This window comes from Aliiglaciecola lipolytica (assembly GCF_018860635.1).
GTDB lineage: Bacteria > Pseudomonadota > Gammaproteobacteria > Enterobacterales > Alteromonadaceae > Aliiglaciecola > Aliiglaciecola lipolytica_A.
Genome location: NZ_JAHKPT010000006.1, coordinates 66,417 through 82,817, shown reverse-complemented (window position 1 = coordinate 82,817; position 16,401 = coordinate 66,417). Strand labels below are relative to the sequence as shown.

Genomic DNA, 16,401 nt, shown 5'->3' with positions numbered 1-16,401 from the left:
CCTGAATGAAAAAAATTTATTGGCACAATGATCGTTTTCGTATCTACCAGATTAAGCAGCTATTAGATGATAATCACATTCCCAATTTTATTAAGAATGAGTTTGCAATTGGCGCAATCGGGGAATTATCGCCATTAGATGCTATGCCTGAAGTTTGGTTAACTGATGATGCATGGCAACACAAGGCGAATAAATTAATTGAGGAATTCGACGTACAACCTGCAGAGGCAAAAAATTGGGTATGTGAGAAATGCAATGAAGAAAATGAAGGAAGCTTTTCACTGTGTTGGAATTGTGGCAATAGTATCACTGCCACGGCAAACACATTATAATTTTACTGTGACATAAAACTTTCTAAGATTAAGCATGCAGAAGCGCTATCTACCTTGCCTTTAGTGAGCTTTTTAAACCCTCCCATTTCAAACAATCGTGCTTTTGCATCTACAGTGGTTAGACGCTCGTCAAGAGTTTGCACTGGGACTTTAAATTTTGCGTGTAGCCTGTTCGCAAACTTTTGCGCCCTAAACGTCATCTCTTGTTTGCTACCGTCCATATTTAAAGGCAGCCCAACGACCACTAAATGGGGTTGCCATTGTTCATAGACTTTATTTACCAGCTCCCAATCAGGAATACCATCACGGGCATGAATTGCCTCTAACGGCGAAGCTGTACCGGTAATTTCTTGGCCAATAGCAACACCAATACTTTTGGTTCCAAAATCAAAACCCAATAAGGTTTTAGAGGTGCTTGTCATAATTTTAAACGCCTTTTAAGCATGACCCGCATCCGGACCCAGTTGCCAAACGTCTATGCCAAGTTTGCGAACAGCTTCTTCCCATTTTTTGTGGATAGGGACGTCGAATAATAATTCCTCATCCGCTTCCACTATCAACCATGAATTGTTTTGCACTTCTTCTTCAAGTTGCCCCGCAGTCCAACCGGCGTAACCTAGGGTCACTAAGGATTTAGCTGGGGCTTTTTCATTACCAAGCGCCGATAGTATATCTTTGGAGGTGGTGATCATGATTTCCGATGTGAGTTGTAAACTTGAACTCCAACCTGGTTGGGTTGTGTGCAAGATAAAACCACGGTCTTGACTCACAGGACCGCCAGCCAAAACAATTTCATCTGCTTTTTCTGCCAATACTATGGCGTCTTTATCTGCTTGGGTGATTAATTCTTGTAAGCTCATACCGATCGGCTGATTAATCACCAAACCCATAGCGCCTTTGTCATTGTGTTCACAAATGTAAGTTAGAGAACGGGCAAAATACGGATCATCTAAACTTGGCATTGCGACCAATAAATGATGTTCAAAGCTTTGCATTACTTTCACCTAAACGTTTTTCAATAGCATCGAATAACATACCTGTAATGTTGACATCATATGCGGCTTCAATTTCTTGAACACAAGTGGGACTGGTGACATTAATTTCGGTAATTCGATCGCCTATGACATCAAGGCCTACAAAGATTAAGCCTTTTTCAACCAGCAACGGAGCTATCTTTTCGGCTATTTGTTTATCCGATTCAGACAAGGGTTGTGGTCTTCCTGTTCCGCCAGCGGCTAAATTTCCGCGGGTTTCGCCCTTAGTCGGTAAGCGAGCAAGACAATAGGGAACAACCTGTCCATCAATAATCAGTATTCGTTTGTCACCGTCTTTTATTTCTGGCATGTAGCGCTGAAACATCGCATAAGTGGAACCATTGTTAGTCAAGGTTTCCATGATCACACCCAAGTTCGTGCCATCTGGGGTGACGCGAAAAATAGATGTACCACCCATACCATCTAATGGTTTACAAATGATGTCCTGATGCTTTTTATGGAATTCACGGATCAACGCTGAATTGCGGGTGACCAATGTATCTGGAATTAAATCTGGGAACCATGAAGTAAACAACTTCTCATTAAAGTCACGTAAACTGGAGGAGCGATTAACGACTAAAGTGCCAGCTTGTTCAGCTAAAGAAAATATATGTGTTGAGTACAGAAATTCACTATCAAAAGGCGGATCTTTGCGCATTAAAATAACATCAAGCTCTGCCAAGTTGAGATTCTTTGATTCACCTAATTCAAACCACTTTTGTGGGTCTTTGATGACTTTCAAAGGCCGCATTTGTGCCATGGGAACACCGTTATCAATGTACAGGTCAGACATTTCCATATAGATAATCTCATACCCGCGTTTTTGGGCATCCAAAAGCATCGCAAAACTGGTGTCTTTTTTGATATTTATGCTTTCAATCGGATCCATTACGATCCCGAGTTTAATAGCCAATATTGATCCTTGCTGATTGTTAATATTTCATCATACCTAAGATCTTGTGCTACGACTAAAAATTTCAAGAGAAAGGCAACCTAAAAAATACAGATCTTTTAGAATTGCCAATATATTTACAATCGCAGTTCACTAACCTGCAAAAATAAGTGCTGTTAATGATGTTAATAGTTGGCTGTATTTATTTTTGCTTTATTGGCAGTGGGCAAACAAATCAGTACTAAAATAACGCTCTGCAGTATCGGCGAACAAGGTCACAATTCTTTTGCCTTTATTTTCTGCTAGTGCAGCTAATCTCATGGCTGCACATACTGCGGCACCTGATGAAATGCCTACTGGAATTCCTTCAACTCTGGCTAACATTCTGGCGTATTCAACGGCATCATCGTCACTGATAGTCTGTATGTCATCAATTACGCTTACATCTAAAATATCCGGGATATGACCAGAGCTAAGTCCTTGAATTTTATGCACGCCACTTTTCCCTTCACTTAACACCGGACAAGCGCTGGGTTCCACTGCAACAATTTGGATGTTCGAATTAAGTTGTTTGAGGGCTTTGGCAATACCAGTAATAGTGCCTCCTGTGCCTACACCGGCAACAAATATATCAATATTTCCGCCGCTGTCTCGCCAAATTTCCTGAGCAGTGGTATTAAAGTGGGTGTCCACATTGGCTTGATTTGAAAATTGATTTAACGAAACCGCGTTTGGCTGCTGGCTAACCAATAATGCCGCATGGTCAATGGCACCTTTAGTACCTAGCGCTTTAGGTGTGGTAATAACTTCTGCGCCATATAAACGGATTAACTTTCTACGTTCGATCGACATGTGTTCTGGAATAACAATAGTTAATGGAATTTGTCGGATTGCGCAAATCCACGCACATGCCACCCCGTTATTACCCGATGTTGCTTCAATGATGTGGGTATCTGCTGTGAACTCATCCGAGGCCATTAACGCATCTATCATCGCCAAAGCTGGACGATCTTTGACAGAGCCAGCAGGATTAAAATATTCCACCTTGGCAACCAGATCACATTCGAGCCCGGCATTTTCAATAATGCGTGACAATCTAACTAACGGCGTATTGCCAATTGTTTGGGTAATATCGCCATGTATGTTTTCGGTTAAAGTCGCTTGCGGTTGAATGATGTTTTGTCTTGCCAACATAATCGTTGTATCCATTGTGATTTTTAATTAGTTTGACATGCAAAAAAAGTAAAAAATTCTAAAATATTTCACTTATTTACTTTATATTAGAATTTAATTCTAATTTGTAAGGTAATTAACATTGTGGATGCTATAGATAAGCGCATTTTGCGATTAATGCAACAAGACGTAACTCTTTCAGTAAGTCATATAGCTGAACAGGTCGGTTTGAGCAATACACCCTGTTGGAGACGTATTCAGTTACTTGAAAAACAAGGTGTAATCAACCGACGTGTGGCCTTGTTGAACAGTGAAAAAGTTGGGTTAAACGTCACCGCATTTGTGCAAGTAAAAGCCGGAAAACATGATGATAAATGGCTCAAAATGTTTGCTGTACATGCTAGTAATTTAGAAGAGGTGGTTGAGTTTTATCGTATGAGTGGGGAATACGATTATATGCTCAAAGTGATGGTTAAGGATCTAAAAGCATTTGATGTTTTTTACAAAAAGTTGGTCTCTGGTATCGATTTATCTGACGTCACTTCAAGTTTTGCAATGGAACAAATTAAATATACGACTACCTTACCTATTGTTTAAGCATCGAGTTACTTTGTTTGTAACTCATGTTTTGTTGTTCAAGCATGCCTTAGTGAAAAGCTTAATCAGCTTAAATCATCCAGATTGTGATGATTTGTAATAGCATTATGAAATTTATGTAAACCAGAATCGAGCAAATGAGTGGTAATCTAGCAGCAAGTTAGTCGCTCTAAATGTTCGTTTAAATGAGCATTGACGCGCTTAGATTAAACGCACATGGATGCAATTATGAATCGTTTTTTAAACCGCGCGAGCCCGAGCATTTTTGCTTCGCTAGTCATACTGATGATGACAATGAATGGTTGCGAAGGTAACAGCTCCTCAGCCACTCATGCCGACGATAAATTTCCTGATTTTCGCGTGCAATTTGACACCGAACTACTAACACAAATATACACAGCAGATCCTTCAGCACATGTGTTTGAAGACGCTATCTATGTTTACCCCTCCCACGATATCGAATCAGGAATTGAAAGAAGCGCTGATGGTGCTAGGTTTGCTATGCGAGATTATAGAGTTATCTCTATTAACCCCAAAGGCGAGGTAACCCTACACGAGGAAGCATTGTCATTAGACTCCATTGCTTGGGCGAAAAAGCAGCTATGGGCACCAGATGCAGCCTATAAAAATGGAAAGTATTATCTTTATTTTCCGGCTAAGGATGAGCAGGATATATTTAGAGTGGGCGTAGCCATGAGTGATACTCCCAGCGGCCCTTTTATTGCTCAAGCCGAGCCAATCAAAGATGTTTACAGTATTGATCCTGCGGTATTTGCTGATACTGATGGCAGCTATTACCTTTACGTGGGAGGTATTTGGGGAGGCCAACTGCAACGATGGCAAATGGGCCATTATTCGCCCCACGACACATATCCAAACGATGATGAGCCAGCGCTAATGCCTAAAGTGGCTATGCTATCCAACGATATGCTGAGTATCGAAGGCCAATTGCAAGATGTTGTATTACTGAATAAAGATGGCAGTCCGCTCAAAGCAGGAGATAACCAGAAACGATTCTTTGAGGCGGCGTGGGTGCATAAATACCAAGGCAAATATTACTTTTCTTATTCAACCGGTGATACTCATAAAATAGCCTATGCGGTGGGCGACAATCCTATGGGACCCTTTGTTTACCAAGGAGTTGTTTTAAATCCAGTTGTGGGTTGGACCAATCATCACTCGATTGTGGAATATGCGGGTCAATGGTATTTGTTTTATCACGATAGCAAATTATCGAAAGGACAAACCCATTTGCGTAGCGTAAAAATGACTAAGCTAACGCATTTAGCCGACGGCAGTATCGAGACCATTGAACCTTATCCGATTAATTAATCTAGTAATGGTTTTATCTTAATTATTTTTTATTTCCAAAATTAGAGCCTTATCTATACTCTATCGATTAACAACTCTTTAACAGTGTTATGTGATTGAAAGGCAATAGGATAATTTTCGGCTGCCGAGTAAAAATCAACTAAAACAATCAGGAGCTTCCGTTGGTACAAGAAAAAGAAAATATGTTGTTCATCATTATGGTGAGTTGTGTGGCGACTATAGGCGGCTTTTTATTTGGTTTCGACAGCGGGGTGATAAACGGTACCGTTGATGGATTACAAAGCGCATTCAATTCAGACAGCGTTGGCACTGGTTTTAACGTCGCCAGTATGTTGCTGGGTTGTGCAATAGGCGCATTTTCTGCTGGACGATTAGCGGATTTGTTTGGGCGAAAAACAATTTTAATTTTGGCAGCCATATTTTTCATTATCAGTGCTTGGGGTTCTGGAATCGCAGATACTTCTGGTGAGTTCATTGTTTATCGCATTTTAGGCGGTTTGGCTGTGGGCGCAGCGTCGGTTATGGCTCCCGCCTACATCAGTGAAATTGCACCAGCAAGATTCCGCGGCATGCTCACAACCATTCAACAGGTTGCTATCATCAGTGGTTTGTTTGCTGCATTCGTTAGTAACTACTTACTTGCAGATTTGGCCGGTGTATCCACAGCCGATTTATGGATGGGATTTAGTGCTTGGCGTTGGATGTTTTGGATTGAGTTAGTGCCCGCATTTTTATTTTTAGGAAGTTTGTTACTGATTCCAGAAAGCCCACGTTTTTTAGTGATAAAAAAGCAATTACCTAAAGCCAAAGAGGTACTTATCCGCTTATATGGTGCAGGCGCAGGAGAGCAAAAGTTAATTGAAATTGAGGCGTCCTTAGCAGATGACCATCAACCTAAATTAGCTGACTTAATGGATAAGAGCTCAGGAAAAGTAAGAAAAATTGTATGGGTAGGTATTGGTTTAGCTGTATTTCAACAGCTGGTCGGCATCAATGTGGTTTTCTATTATGGTGCGGTACTGTGGCAAGCCGTTGGCTTTTCCGAGTCAGACGCGTTACTGATTAATATTATCAGTGGGGCAGTAAGTATTGCAGCTTGTGTTATTACCATGTTGTTAATTGATAAAATTGGACGCAAACCTTTATTAACTTTAGGGTCTATGGGCATGACATTGACTTTAGGGTTAATGGTTTTTTGTTTCGCAACTGCAGATTTCGATGCTAACGGCAATTTAGATTTAGGCAGCTTAGGAACCTTGGCGTTGGTGTCTGCTAATGCATATGTGTTCTTCTTTAACCTCTCATGGGGACCGGTAATGTGGGTAATGTTGGGAGAAATGTTCCCTAATCAAATTCGCGGTTCTGGTTTGGCGGTTGCTGGACTATTTCAGTGGGGCGCTAACTTTGCCATTACCATGACCTTCCCAATTATGTTGACTAGTATTGGCTTAGCGGGCGCTTATGGTTTTTACGCCGTATGTGCGCTGATATCTGTACTGTTTGTGATTAAATTAGTACATGAAACCAAAGGTACTGAATTGGAAGACATGGTTGGATAAGAACTGACTTTTGATTTTGTAGGGTGCAATTAGTTTGCACCCTTTTTGTTTTTAGAGACTTCAAAGAGGATAGATATTATGCGCGTTAAAAATTGCGTAAACATAGTTGCCGTATTGGTTGTGACATTTGTGTTTTGCATGTCTGCACAAGCCAAACAATTTAAACTTTTAGTGTTTAGCAAAACGGCTGGTTTTCATCATACTTCAGTGAATCAAGCAATAAATGCGCTAACTAAAATGTCTGAAAAGCATCATTTTGATATGGATTGGCACGAAGATGCTAATGTATTTAATCAAAAAGATCTTGCTCAGTATGATGTTGTCATGTTTTTACTTACCACCGGTGACATTCTAAATTCGTCACAACAGCAAGCATTTGAACAATTTATCCAATCTGGCAAGGGATATGTGGGTGTGCATAGCGCCAGTGACACTGAATACGATTGGCCATGGTATGGGAAGTTAGTTGGCCGACAGTTTGTGATTCATCCGCTTATTCAGACCGCTGAGTTGGCGGTGATTGATCGCACTTTTCCAGGCTTGGAGATGATGCCTGATGTGTCATTATGGACAGATGAGTGGTATCAGTTTGGTCCAGAGTTAAGTAGCAACTTGAATTATATTTTGCAGGTAGACGAATCAACTTACTCTCCACAAGCCGATTGGGGAAGAGTTAAAGGCGATGGAATGGGAGAGTTTCATCCCATTGCTTGGTATCAGGAAATGGATGGTGGTCGTGCTTTTTATACCAGCTTAGGACATTTGCCAGCAGTCTATGAAAATAGTGCGTTTCTGGAGCACTTATTTGGCGGGATTTACTGGGCATCTACTGGTAAAGGTATTCGTCAATAAGTTGGCTGCTAAGCCCATGGTCGATAAATGAAATGATGAGTTAAGCATTCTGCGCACATAAAAAAGGCCTCGAATTAAGAGGCCTTGTTGATCATTGAGGTGTAATCAGTAGAACATTACTGATTAACCATAAAGCACACGATTCACTTTATTTTCTAGTAATTCTTGCTGTCCACTTTGATGTTTTGGATCCAACGAGTTATCAACCGCAAACTTGGCTAATGACTCCAACGAGTGCTCTCCACCGATAATTTCTTTACCTAAGTTCTTGTTCCAGCCTGCATAACGTTCTTTGACTTTAGCGGACAAGAAATCATTATTTATAATTTCAGCAGCTTTTTTCAAACCCAACGCCATGTGATCCATGCCGCCAATATGTCCGTGGAATAAATCTATAGGATCAGAACTTTGTCTACGCAATTTTGTATCGAAATTCAAACCGCCTGTGGTAAAACCTCCGGCTTTAAGCACTTCATACATAATCAGTGACAATTCTTCTACTGCATTAGGGAATTGATCTGTATCCCAACCATTTTGAGCGTCACCACGGTTTGCGTCTATGCTTCCAAAGATACCTAAGGATACAGCTGTGGCAATTTCATGATGGAAAGAGTGACCGGCTAAGGTTGCGTGGTTCGCTTCGATATTCATCTTGAACTCTTGCTCTAAACCATACTGTTTTAAGAAGCCGTAAACCGTTGCACTGTCATAATCATACTGATGCTTCGTTGGCTCTTGTGGTTTAGGTTCAATTAACAAGGCCCCTTTAAATCCGATTTTATGTTTATGCTCAACTACCATTTGCATAAATCGACCGAGTTGGGCGCGCTCTTGACGTAAATCGGTGTTTAATAGGGTTTCATAACCTTCACGGCCGCCCCATAAAACGTAGTTTTCACCGCCAAGTCGCTTGGTTGCATTCATGGCATGAAAGACTTGAGTTGCACCGTAGGTGAACACTTCTGGATTCGGGTTTGTTGCCCCACCAGCTGCGTACCTCGGGTTACTGAACAAGTTAGCTGTGCCCCATAATAACTTGACGCCTGATTCTTCTTGCTTGGCTTCTAACACATCCACCATTTGCGCAAAGTTTTCAGTATATTCTTTGATAGAGTTACCTTCTGGGGAAACGTCTATATCGTGAAAGCAATAGAAAGGAACATTCAGTTTGTTAAAAAACTCAAATGCAACGTCAGCTTTTTGTTTCGCGCGCGCCATGGGGTCACCAGGTTTTAACCAAGGACGACCAAAGGTACCTTGACCAAAAACATCAGCACCATCCCAACAGAAATTATGCCAGTAACACGCTGCAAAACGCAGATGATCTTTCATGCTTTTACCTAGAATGATCTGGTCAGGGTTATAGTGATGAAACGCCAGTGGATTGTCTGAGTCCACTCCTTCATATTTTATCTTTTCAATGTTTTCGAAATATTGGGACATTAGGGTCTCCTGCTAAAAATTAAATAATTACTGCTGCGAATATAGAGTGAATAGTGGATGTTTATTACGCATCTAACAATTACGAATTGTGCTTAGACTTTTGTGCTTTTTGCTCAAAGTTGTCTTAACAAGCTAGATGCGCGCAAACATTTAAAATAGTTCCTTAAGAACTGGGTAAAGTTTCTTAAACTTATCTCGTCGGGGTTTATAAATGGCTACCATGTCTGGATTCGGCTGGTGGATTTCGACAATCTCAGGTTCAGGACATACATCTTCTAATGTCAGTTCAGGGTGGACGGCCATTTTTGCTAGTCTTGCCGCACCTAATGCTGGACCGACGTCACCGCCTTTACGAAATGTAATCTTTGTATTTAATACATCGGCCAATAGTTGACGCCAATACGGGCTTTTTGCGCCACCGCCAATTAAGGTGATTTCAGTCGCCTGAGCACCAGAAGCATGCACTGCCTCCACTCCATCTGCAAAAGCGAAACTCACACCTTCTAAAATGGCGTGAGTGAAACTAGCTTGATTACTTTCATTGGTTAAACCAAAAAAAGTACCTTGTGCATGGGGATTATTGTGAGGTGTTCTTTCTCCGCTCAAATAGGGCAGAAAAATGGGGGCTTGTGTTACATCAAATGCACTTGAGTCAGACTCCAATTCAGCTAGTAGGTCGATCACATTTGATTTTACAACGTCCTCGGCAAACCATTGTAAGCAGCTAGCGGCACTTAACATTACTGACATTAAGTGCCAGGTATTTGGTATGGCATGACAAAAACTATGCACCGCCATTTGAGGGTTGGCTTTAAATCCTTCTGATACTAAAAAGTACACTCCAGATGTACCTAGAGAAATCATTGCTTGGCCAGGTTTTACCAAACCCACTCCCACTGCGCCGGCAGCATTATCACCACCGCCTGCGATTACAGGTACAGATTGCATATTCCAACGCTCTGCTAAATGCGCACTTAAGTGTCCAGTAATCCCGTTACCTTCATATAATTTGGGCATTTGTTCGATGCTTAAACCACAGGCCGCTAACATATCTTGATGCCAGTCACGAGCCTCAACATCTAGCCACATAGTTCCTGCTGCATCAGACATATCAGAGGCAAAATCTCCGGTTAACAGGAAGCGTAAATAGTCTTTAGGTAATAGTACTTTTGCAATCTTGGCGAACTGCTCAGGTTCATTTTGCTGAACCCACAATAGTTTGGGGGCAGTAAAGCCGGGCATCATCAAATTACCGGTAATTTGGTGGCAATTTGGGATTTTACTTTCCAGTTCTTCGCATTGGGCTTGGCAGCGCCCGTCATTCCATAAAATGGCTGGACGAATGATATTATTTTCGCTATCTAAAAAGGTCGCACCATGCATTTGTCCAGATAAGCCAATACTTTTAATTTGCTGCATCTGGTTACGCTTAGCTAATTTTTGCATAGCAGCGTCACAGGCTGACCACCAATGTTGCGGGTCCTGCTCTGACCATAAATGTTTAGGACGAGAAACCTGAAGAGCTTCTGATTCACTATCTATAATATTGCCGATTTCGTCCATTAAAATAATTTTAATGCCCGAAGTGCCTAAATCAACGCCAAGGTACATATTGATCTCAGTATGTTTAAAAAATGTCTGTGCATCTTTTACGACAGCCCAATTTGTAACAATTATGTTATTTAATTATTAAATTTCGTAATCTGTTGTCTAGGTTCTTTTTACCAAATTTGCTATTAATATAAGCTCAATCAACAAAAACGTAATAAAACTTTTTGTGTAAAGAGGTGTTTGATGTTTAAGGCAAAGCACAGTATTTCATTACTTTTCAATGCGAACAAAGTATATGACCGTCAGGTAATTGAAGGCATAGGCCATTATTTACAGTCATCTAAAGTCGATTGGGATGTTTATCTAGAAGAAGATTTTTTGGCCAGAATTGACAATATTAATGATTGGGTTGGTGATGGGATTATCGCTGATTTTGATGCGCCAACAATTCAAAAAGCCGTTGAAGGTATCAATATTCCGATTATTGGTGTGGGCGGTTCTTACGAAAATGAGAATGATTATCCCAATGTTCCTTATGTTGCTACCGATAATTTGGCTGTGGTGAAATGTGCCTATGAACATTTAAAACAAAAGGGCTTAGAGCGTTTCGCATTTTACGGTTTTCCACCTGATGATAACCATCGTTGGGCCACCGAGCGAGAAAAAGCGGTGGTTAAACTGTGTAAAGAAGATGGCTTCGATTGCGCTATTTATCGTGGACATCCTACTCGTCCAGAAACTTGGCAATATTCTATGAATAGATTATCTGATTGGTTGCAAAGCTTGCCTAATCCAGTCGGTGTTATTTCGGTAACTGATGCACGCGCTCGACATTTACTCCAAGCTTGTGATCATACGGGTAAGTTGGTACCAGACCAGATTTCGATTGTCGGCATAGATGATGACGATATTGCTCGTAATTTGAGTCGAATTAGTTTGAGTTCGGTGACCCAAGGCTGCTTCGAAATGGGCTTTCAAGCTGCCAAATTATTGCATCGTCGTTTAGATAATCCGAATCTTAAAAATAAGATTGTGATGGTTCCTCCTGTCGGTGTTGCGCAAAGACAATCTACCGACTTTAAAGCGTTAAAAGACCCCCATGTGATCCAAGCGATGCATTTTATTCGACAAAATGCTTGTAGAGGTATCAAAGTTGATCAAGTACTTGATTATGTTGGTATTTCTCGCTCAAATTTAGAAACTCGTTTTTATGAAGAACGTGGTCATAGTATTCACAATGAAATCCATAATGAGAAACTGGAAAAAGCGTGCTCTATGTTAAAATCTGGAGAAAATCAAACCTCAGAAATCGCGGCTATGTGCGGCTATCCGTCTCTACAATATATGTACGCTGTGTTCCGCAAACACTTTGATCAAACTCCAAAAGAATACAGGGAGCAACACGCCCAGCAAAGCGCAATTTAATCCTGTAGGGAAGCGGTATTGCCATAATTTTTTGATAGTAAAAATATTGCAAGACCGCCGATTACCCCTGGAGCAACCCAAAAGATGATTTGCGCATCTCCTAAATGGCTAAAAATATGTCGACCGCCAAATGCAATAAACGCAGTATAGGCACCAATTCCTGAGCCGATCATGGCGCTTAAATGCTCGATTATCCATTGCTTTTGAGAATGTTGTTGCTTTAGGCAAAAACGCAGCATGCTAAAACCTATTCCACAGCCCAATATTCCAAAAGTAATATGCAAGGTTGTGTGATTCAACAAACCGTTAACGGTTGTTATACCACCACCTATTATAAGTAATACAAGTGGCATAATATGACTGAACCTGCGCAGCGCTTCAGGGTTGTTTTTGTGTTTTAAAACCGCTTCGCCTTGGCGAATACTGCTATAAGTAATTAAACTCAAGTACAACAGAAACCCCCAAAAAATACGTAAACTGGCCGTGAAGTTTTGCGGATCAGTTTCTTCTGTCATTAAATGGCCTTTTATTGCAAGTGGATCATAGATCACCAGTATTGCCATGAGTGCACCTGAACAAGCAACGGCATACATCGTCCAACTATAGTAGCGACCAAATTTTTTGTGATTAAGACTTCCTTTTAACGAGACTAGAGGAATCCAAAATACAATGAGAGCCATAGTTCCTAAAATGATATGCGCTGAAAATAAAATACTGTGTAAAGTTGCCATTTCAATCTCCAATAAGACAATATGCTAAATTCAAATAATCGATAAACTATCTGATTTAATTTGAATCCAGTTTAGGTATTCTTGATTTTTTGTTTAGTGCCAAAAGTCACAATCTAAAACATGACTTTTGGCCTATAGTGTTCAACTCAAAGATTGTTCATACTCAAGGTATCGAATGGCGTCAGTATCTGGGTTATCACAACCCTATCGTGGTTACTAAATGCAAAACTTTAAACAATTTTTTAATATTGAAAATCTCTCAGCCGTTTTTCCATGGGCTGTGGTAAGTGGCATTGTGATGTTTTTAATGCTGAGTTCAGGAAATTATTCCGCTCAAATAATGCTTGTTACCGGTGTCGCATTAATTATTTACATAGTGTCTTTCATGGTTGCGATATCCGATAACAAATATCGCAATGACATGGCTTATCGCCTGATTTTAATAGCAGTTCAATATATCGCTATTGTATCTCTTGCATTTTTGACTCCTTTCACCTTTGTGGCGATTTTGGTTACCATTTGGAGTGCTCAATTACCCTATTTTATGCCATTCAAACAAACCTTGGTTACGTCGCCCATTTGGTCGGCACCCTTTTGGGTAATAATGTATTTTTATTGGCACGTGGATTCGGCAATGCTATCTGCGTTGCTATTCTGGACGTTTAATATTTTTGCCCTTGTCATGGTAAATGCAAATATTAAAGAGAAACGCGCAACCGAACAGGCGATGGAGCTTAATCGTGAATTAATGGCAACTCAAAGGTTGTTAGGAGAGGCATCAAAACAAGCGGAGCGAGTACGTATTGCTCGTAATATTCATGATTTACTAGGACACCATTTGACTGCATTGACGATTAATTTACAGGTGGCTTCTCGGATTTCAGATGGTGAAGCTCAGGCTAAAATTCAACAATGCCACGGTTTAGCTAAACTATTATTAAGTGATGTTCGCGAAGCCGTTTCTGAAATTCGTGAAAAGTCGCATATCGAATTAAGTCAGGCCCTTCATGCGCTATTAGATGATGTACCTAACCTGCGAATTACACTAGATATTGAAGTTAATTTGAATATATCCGATGTTAATGTAGCAGAAGCCATTTTACGCAGTGTGCAAGAGTCTGTTACTAATACGTTGCGTCACAGTAATGCTAAGCATTTCAATATTCAATTAGCCCACAAAAATAATACTGTCCAGCTGACAATGTATGACGACGGTAGGCAAAAACAGCAAAATAAAATACAAGAGGGTAATGGTTTGATTGGGATGCGCGAAAGAATCGTTAACCTTGGAGGAACTATCGATACTGCACTAACGGCAACAGGGTTTCGCACAAAAATAGAATTACCGGAGCTAACATGAGTATTAATGTGATGGTTGTAGACGACCAAACCTTGGTCCGTGAAGGGATTAAAAGCCTTTTGTCGCTAGCGCCGGAGATCAACATTGTTGCAGAAGCAGCCGATGGCAAAAGTGCATTGAATATCATTGCAACACATAAGCCCGATGTCGTACTCATGGATATTCGGATGCCAATCATGAATGGAATTGAAACGGTTGAAGCCTTAAATCTGAAGGCACCAGCAGAAATTCCACCAGTGATTATGCTCACAACTTTTGATGAACATCAGCTTGTTATCCAAGCTATTCAAGCGGGGGCGAAAGGGTATTTACTGAAGGATGTATCGTTAGAAACCTTGGTCGAGGCTATTGTTAAAGTACATAGCGGAGAAACATTAATTCAACCTGGCCTTACGCAGCGTGTATTAAAAAGTCTGCAAGGTAAAGAAACTGCGTTTGAAAGCTCTATCGCCCCGATTCCTCTTAGTGCTAAAGAAGTTGAAATATTGCGATTAATTGCTGCTGGTTGCAGTAATCGTGAAATCTCCGAGTTGATGTTTAAATCTGAAGGTACGGTTAAAAATCAGGTTTCGAATGTATTAGATAAATTAGGCGTGCGCGATCGCACTCGTGCTGTTTTAAAAGCTATCGAGCTCGGGTTTATCTAAACTAACCGGAAAGGTAACCGTGAATTCGACGCCTTTTCCAATTTTAGATTTACAATCAATGTGCCCAGCTAATACTTTAACCACAATGTCGTAACATATGTGCATACCCAAACCAGAACCGCCATTGTGCCGAGCGCTGGTAAAAAATGGTTTGTATAAGTTTTCAATCGTATATTCTGACATCCCACAACCGTTATCTTTGTATATTAGCTCTAACATCGGTTGACCTATCGCTTGCTCGATAACCCTTATTTTAAAGAAAATATGACCAATTTGCTTTGCGTCAAAACCGTGTTGCACAGAGTTCATAATCAGATTTATCAGTAATTGGCTAATCGCACCGGGATTACTATAGACTTCCAATTCAGGATCTATGTCAAAACAAAATTTTTGATTGGAGCGCTTTAAGCGTGGTTTCAGGGTCAATAAAATTTCATTTACGTAACTAATAAGATTAATTTTACGAGCTTCTTGACTGTGCTGGTCTAAGGAAAGTTGTTTGAAGGTTTTAATTAACTGAGTAGAGCGAATCAAATTGCGTTCAACAATATCAACACTCTCTTCGGTAGCGGCAAAAAATTGTTTTAACTCGGACCGTTTCAGTTGTTCTTGTTGAAAGGCTTGTGTCGTCTTGCTCAGAATACTGCGTAAGTAGGAAATCGCTGTGATAGCAACACCTGTTGGTGTATTGATCTCATGCGTTAGACTCGACATCATGGTTCCCAAAGCCGCCATATTTTCTAATTCGACTAATTGGTTTTGTACCTCGTTGCGCTGATCTAACGCCTTTTTCAACATATGATTGGTATTGGTTAATTCTTGTGTTCGTTCTTCAACTCGTCTTTCTAATTCGGCATTGGTTTCTTTCAGTTGTTGAATGTTGTTAGCTCGTTCAAGAATAATTGAGACAATTTGAGCCTCGTAGGTCAAGGAGTCTATATCGTCTTGTTCAGGGACTCCGGAGGTCGGAAAAAACATAGAAAATGTGCCAAACACTTCGCCATTAGGGGAAATGATCGGTTGTGACCAACAGCAGCGTATACCGCAAGCAATGGCGACATTTTGTAATTTATGCCAGTGGGGATCTTGAATAATATCTTCACTTACGGCTAATTCTCTTTTGCCTATTGCTACAGCGCAAGTTGTTGCAGCAGGAAATACCTTTTGATTTTTTAAAGCCTCCAGAAGCGGCAGTGGTAAACTTGGCCCAACGAATGGGTTTAGCACAGTGCGTGAGCTATCTAACAAGCTAATCAAACATTTAAGCCCTGTCGTTGCAGATTCTAGACTTGATACTAATTCGCTTAGGACTTCTTCGAGGGGATTACCATTAACCAACATGTCTAACGCATTTATGCGACCGGACTCAATCGCATTATGTCGCTTCAAATGCGTGTAATTGCTTGCACCGCGAATGTTGATAACCTTGTGAGATTTCATATTAATGATTGCTTTATTCTTAATCCGTTAGTA

16 protein-coding genes are annotated in these 16,401 nt (G+C 40.6%); 8 read left to right on the top strand and 8 right to left on the bottom strand.

The window, feature by feature from the left end; all coding sequences use genetic code 11:
- Nucleotides 1-5 precede the first annotated feature (5 nt).
- Nucleotides 6-332, top strand: coding sequence for a putative signal transducing protein (locus KO530_RS02805; RefSeq protein WP_216046880.1), 327 nt, complete (start codon nucleotides 6-8; stop codon nucleotides 330-332).
- 2 nt (nucleotides 333-334) lie between these two features.
- Here KO530_RS02805 and ruvX read toward each other — a convergent pair whose 3' ends face one another.
- The 4 genes from ruvX to cysK form a co-directional block, all read right to left on the bottom strand.
- Nucleotides 335-754, bottom strand: a complete 420-nt coding sequence (ruvX, locus tag KO530_RS02800; RefSeq protein WP_216046879.1) for a Holliday junction resolvase RuvX — start codon at nucleotides 752-754, stop codon at nucleotides 335-337.
- A 15-nt stretch (nucleotides 755-769) separates the two neighbouring features.
- Nucleotides 770-1,327 (bottom strand): YqgE/AlgH family protein, encoded by a 558-nt coding sequence (locus tag KO530_RS02795; protein WP_216046878.1) that lies wholly within the window; start codon nucleotides 1,325-1,327, stop codon nucleotides 770-772.
- Nucleotides 1,314-2,279 (bottom strand): glutathione synthase, encoded by a 966-nt coding sequence (gene gshB, locus KO530_RS02790; RefSeq protein ID WP_216046877.1) that lies wholly within the window; start codon nucleotides 2,277-2,279, stop codon nucleotides 1,314-1,316. Before gshB ends, KO530_RS02795 begins: the two co-directional genes overlap by 14 nt.
- Nucleotides 2,280-2,471: 192 nt before the next feature.
- Nucleotides 2,472-3,452 carry a cysteine synthase A gene (gene cysK / locus KO530_RS02785; RefSeq protein WP_216046957.1) on the bottom strand — a complete coding sequence of 327 codons (981 nt, stop codon included), beginning with the start codon at nucleotides 3,450-3,452 and terminating at the stop codon, nucleotides 2,472-2,474.
- 123 nt (nucleotides 3,453-3,575) lie between these two features.
- Between cysK and KO530_RS02780 the strand changes: the two genes are divergently transcribed.
- The 4 genes from KO530_RS02780 (at nucleotide 3,576) to KO530_RS02765 (ending at nucleotide 7,771) form a co-directional block, all read left to right on the top strand.
- Nucleotides 3,576-4,028, top strand: coding sequence for an Lrp/AsnC family transcriptional regulator (locus KO530_RS02780; protein ID WP_303500535.1), 453 nt, complete (start codon nucleotides 3,576-3,578; stop codon nucleotides 4,026-4,028).
- A gap of 228 nt (nucleotides 4,029-4,256) precedes the next feature.
- Nucleotides 4,257-5,360, top strand: coding sequence for a glycoside hydrolase family 43 protein (locus tag KO530_RS02775; RefSeq protein WP_252728761.1), 1,104 nt, complete (start codon nucleotides 4,257-4,259; stop codon nucleotides 5,358-5,360).
- Nucleotides 5,361-5,521: 161 nt separating this feature from the next.
- A complete protein-coding gene (locus tag KO530_RS02770; protein ID WP_289847857.1) occupies nucleotides 5,522-6,919 on the top strand; it encodes a sugar porter family MFS transporter in 1,398 nt (465 codons plus the stop codon).
- Between the two features lie 78 nt (nucleotides 6,920-6,997).
- Nucleotides 6,998-7,771, top strand: coding sequence for a ThuA domain-containing protein (locus tag KO530_RS02765; RefSeq protein WP_216046875.1), 774 nt, complete (start codon nucleotides 6,998-7,000; stop codon nucleotides 7,769-7,771).
- Nucleotides 7,772-7,894: 123 nt separating this feature from the next.
- Here KO530_RS02765 and xylA read toward each other — a convergent pair whose 3' ends face one another.
- Both xylA and xylB read right to left on the bottom strand, forming a co-directional pair.
- Nucleotides 7,895-9,214, bottom strand: a complete 1,320-nt coding sequence (gene xylA / locus KO530_RS02760) for a xylose isomerase (protein WP_216046874.1) — start codon at nucleotides 9,212-9,214, stop codon at nucleotides 7,895-7,897.
- Nucleotides 9,215-9,364: 150 nt separating this feature from the next.
- Nucleotides 9,365-10,825: a xylulokinase gene (xylB, locus tag KO530_RS02755; RefSeq protein ID WP_216046873.1), complete on the bottom strand. Its 1,461-nt coding sequence runs from the start codon at nucleotides 10,823-10,825 to the stop codon at nucleotides 9,365-9,367.
- A gap of 183 nt (nucleotides 10,826-11,008) precedes the next feature.
- Between xylB and KO530_RS02750 the strand changes: the two genes are divergently transcribed.
- Entirely contained in the window at nucleotides 11,009-12,190 is a 1,182-nt protein-coding gene (locus tag KO530_RS02750; RefSeq protein ID WP_216046872.1) for a XylR family transcriptional regulator, read from the top strand.
- On the opposite strand, the gene KO530_RS02745 is transcribed toward KO530_RS02750, so the two are convergent.
- Entirely contained in the window at nucleotides 12,187-12,921 is a 735-nt protein-coding gene (locus KO530_RS02745; protein WP_216046871.1) for a hypothetical protein, read from the bottom strand. The two genes, KO530_RS02750 and KO530_RS02745, sit on opposite strands and share 4 nt — an antisense overlap.
- 220 nt (nucleotides 12,922-13,141) lie before the next feature.
- On the opposite strand from KO530_RS02745, the gene KO530_RS02740 reads away from it, so the two are divergent.
- Both KO530_RS02740 and KO530_RS02735 read left to right on the top strand, forming a co-directional pair.
- On the top strand, nucleotides 13,142-14,281 hold the full coding sequence (locus tag KO530_RS02740) for a sensor histidine kinase (protein WP_216046870.1): 1,140 nt from the start codon (nucleotides 13,142-13,144) through the stop codon (nucleotides 14,279-14,281).
- Nucleotides 14,278-14,928, top strand: coding sequence for a response regulator (locus tag KO530_RS02735; RefSeq protein WP_216046869.1), 651 nt, complete (start codon nucleotides 14,278-14,280; stop codon nucleotides 14,926-14,928). The genes KO530_RS02740 and KO530_RS02735 overlap by 4 nt, the downstream gene beginning before the upstream one ends.
- Here KO530_RS02735 and KO530_RS02730 read toward each other — a convergent pair.
- Complete coding sequence (locus KO530_RS02730) at nucleotides 14,899-16,368, bottom strand: sensor histidine kinase (protein ID WP_216046868.1); 1,470 nt, start codon at nucleotides 16,366-16,368, stop codon at nucleotides 14,899-14,901. The genes KO530_RS02735 and KO530_RS02730 overlap by 30 nt on opposite strands.
- Nucleotides 16,369-16,401: the final 33 nt, after the last annotated feature.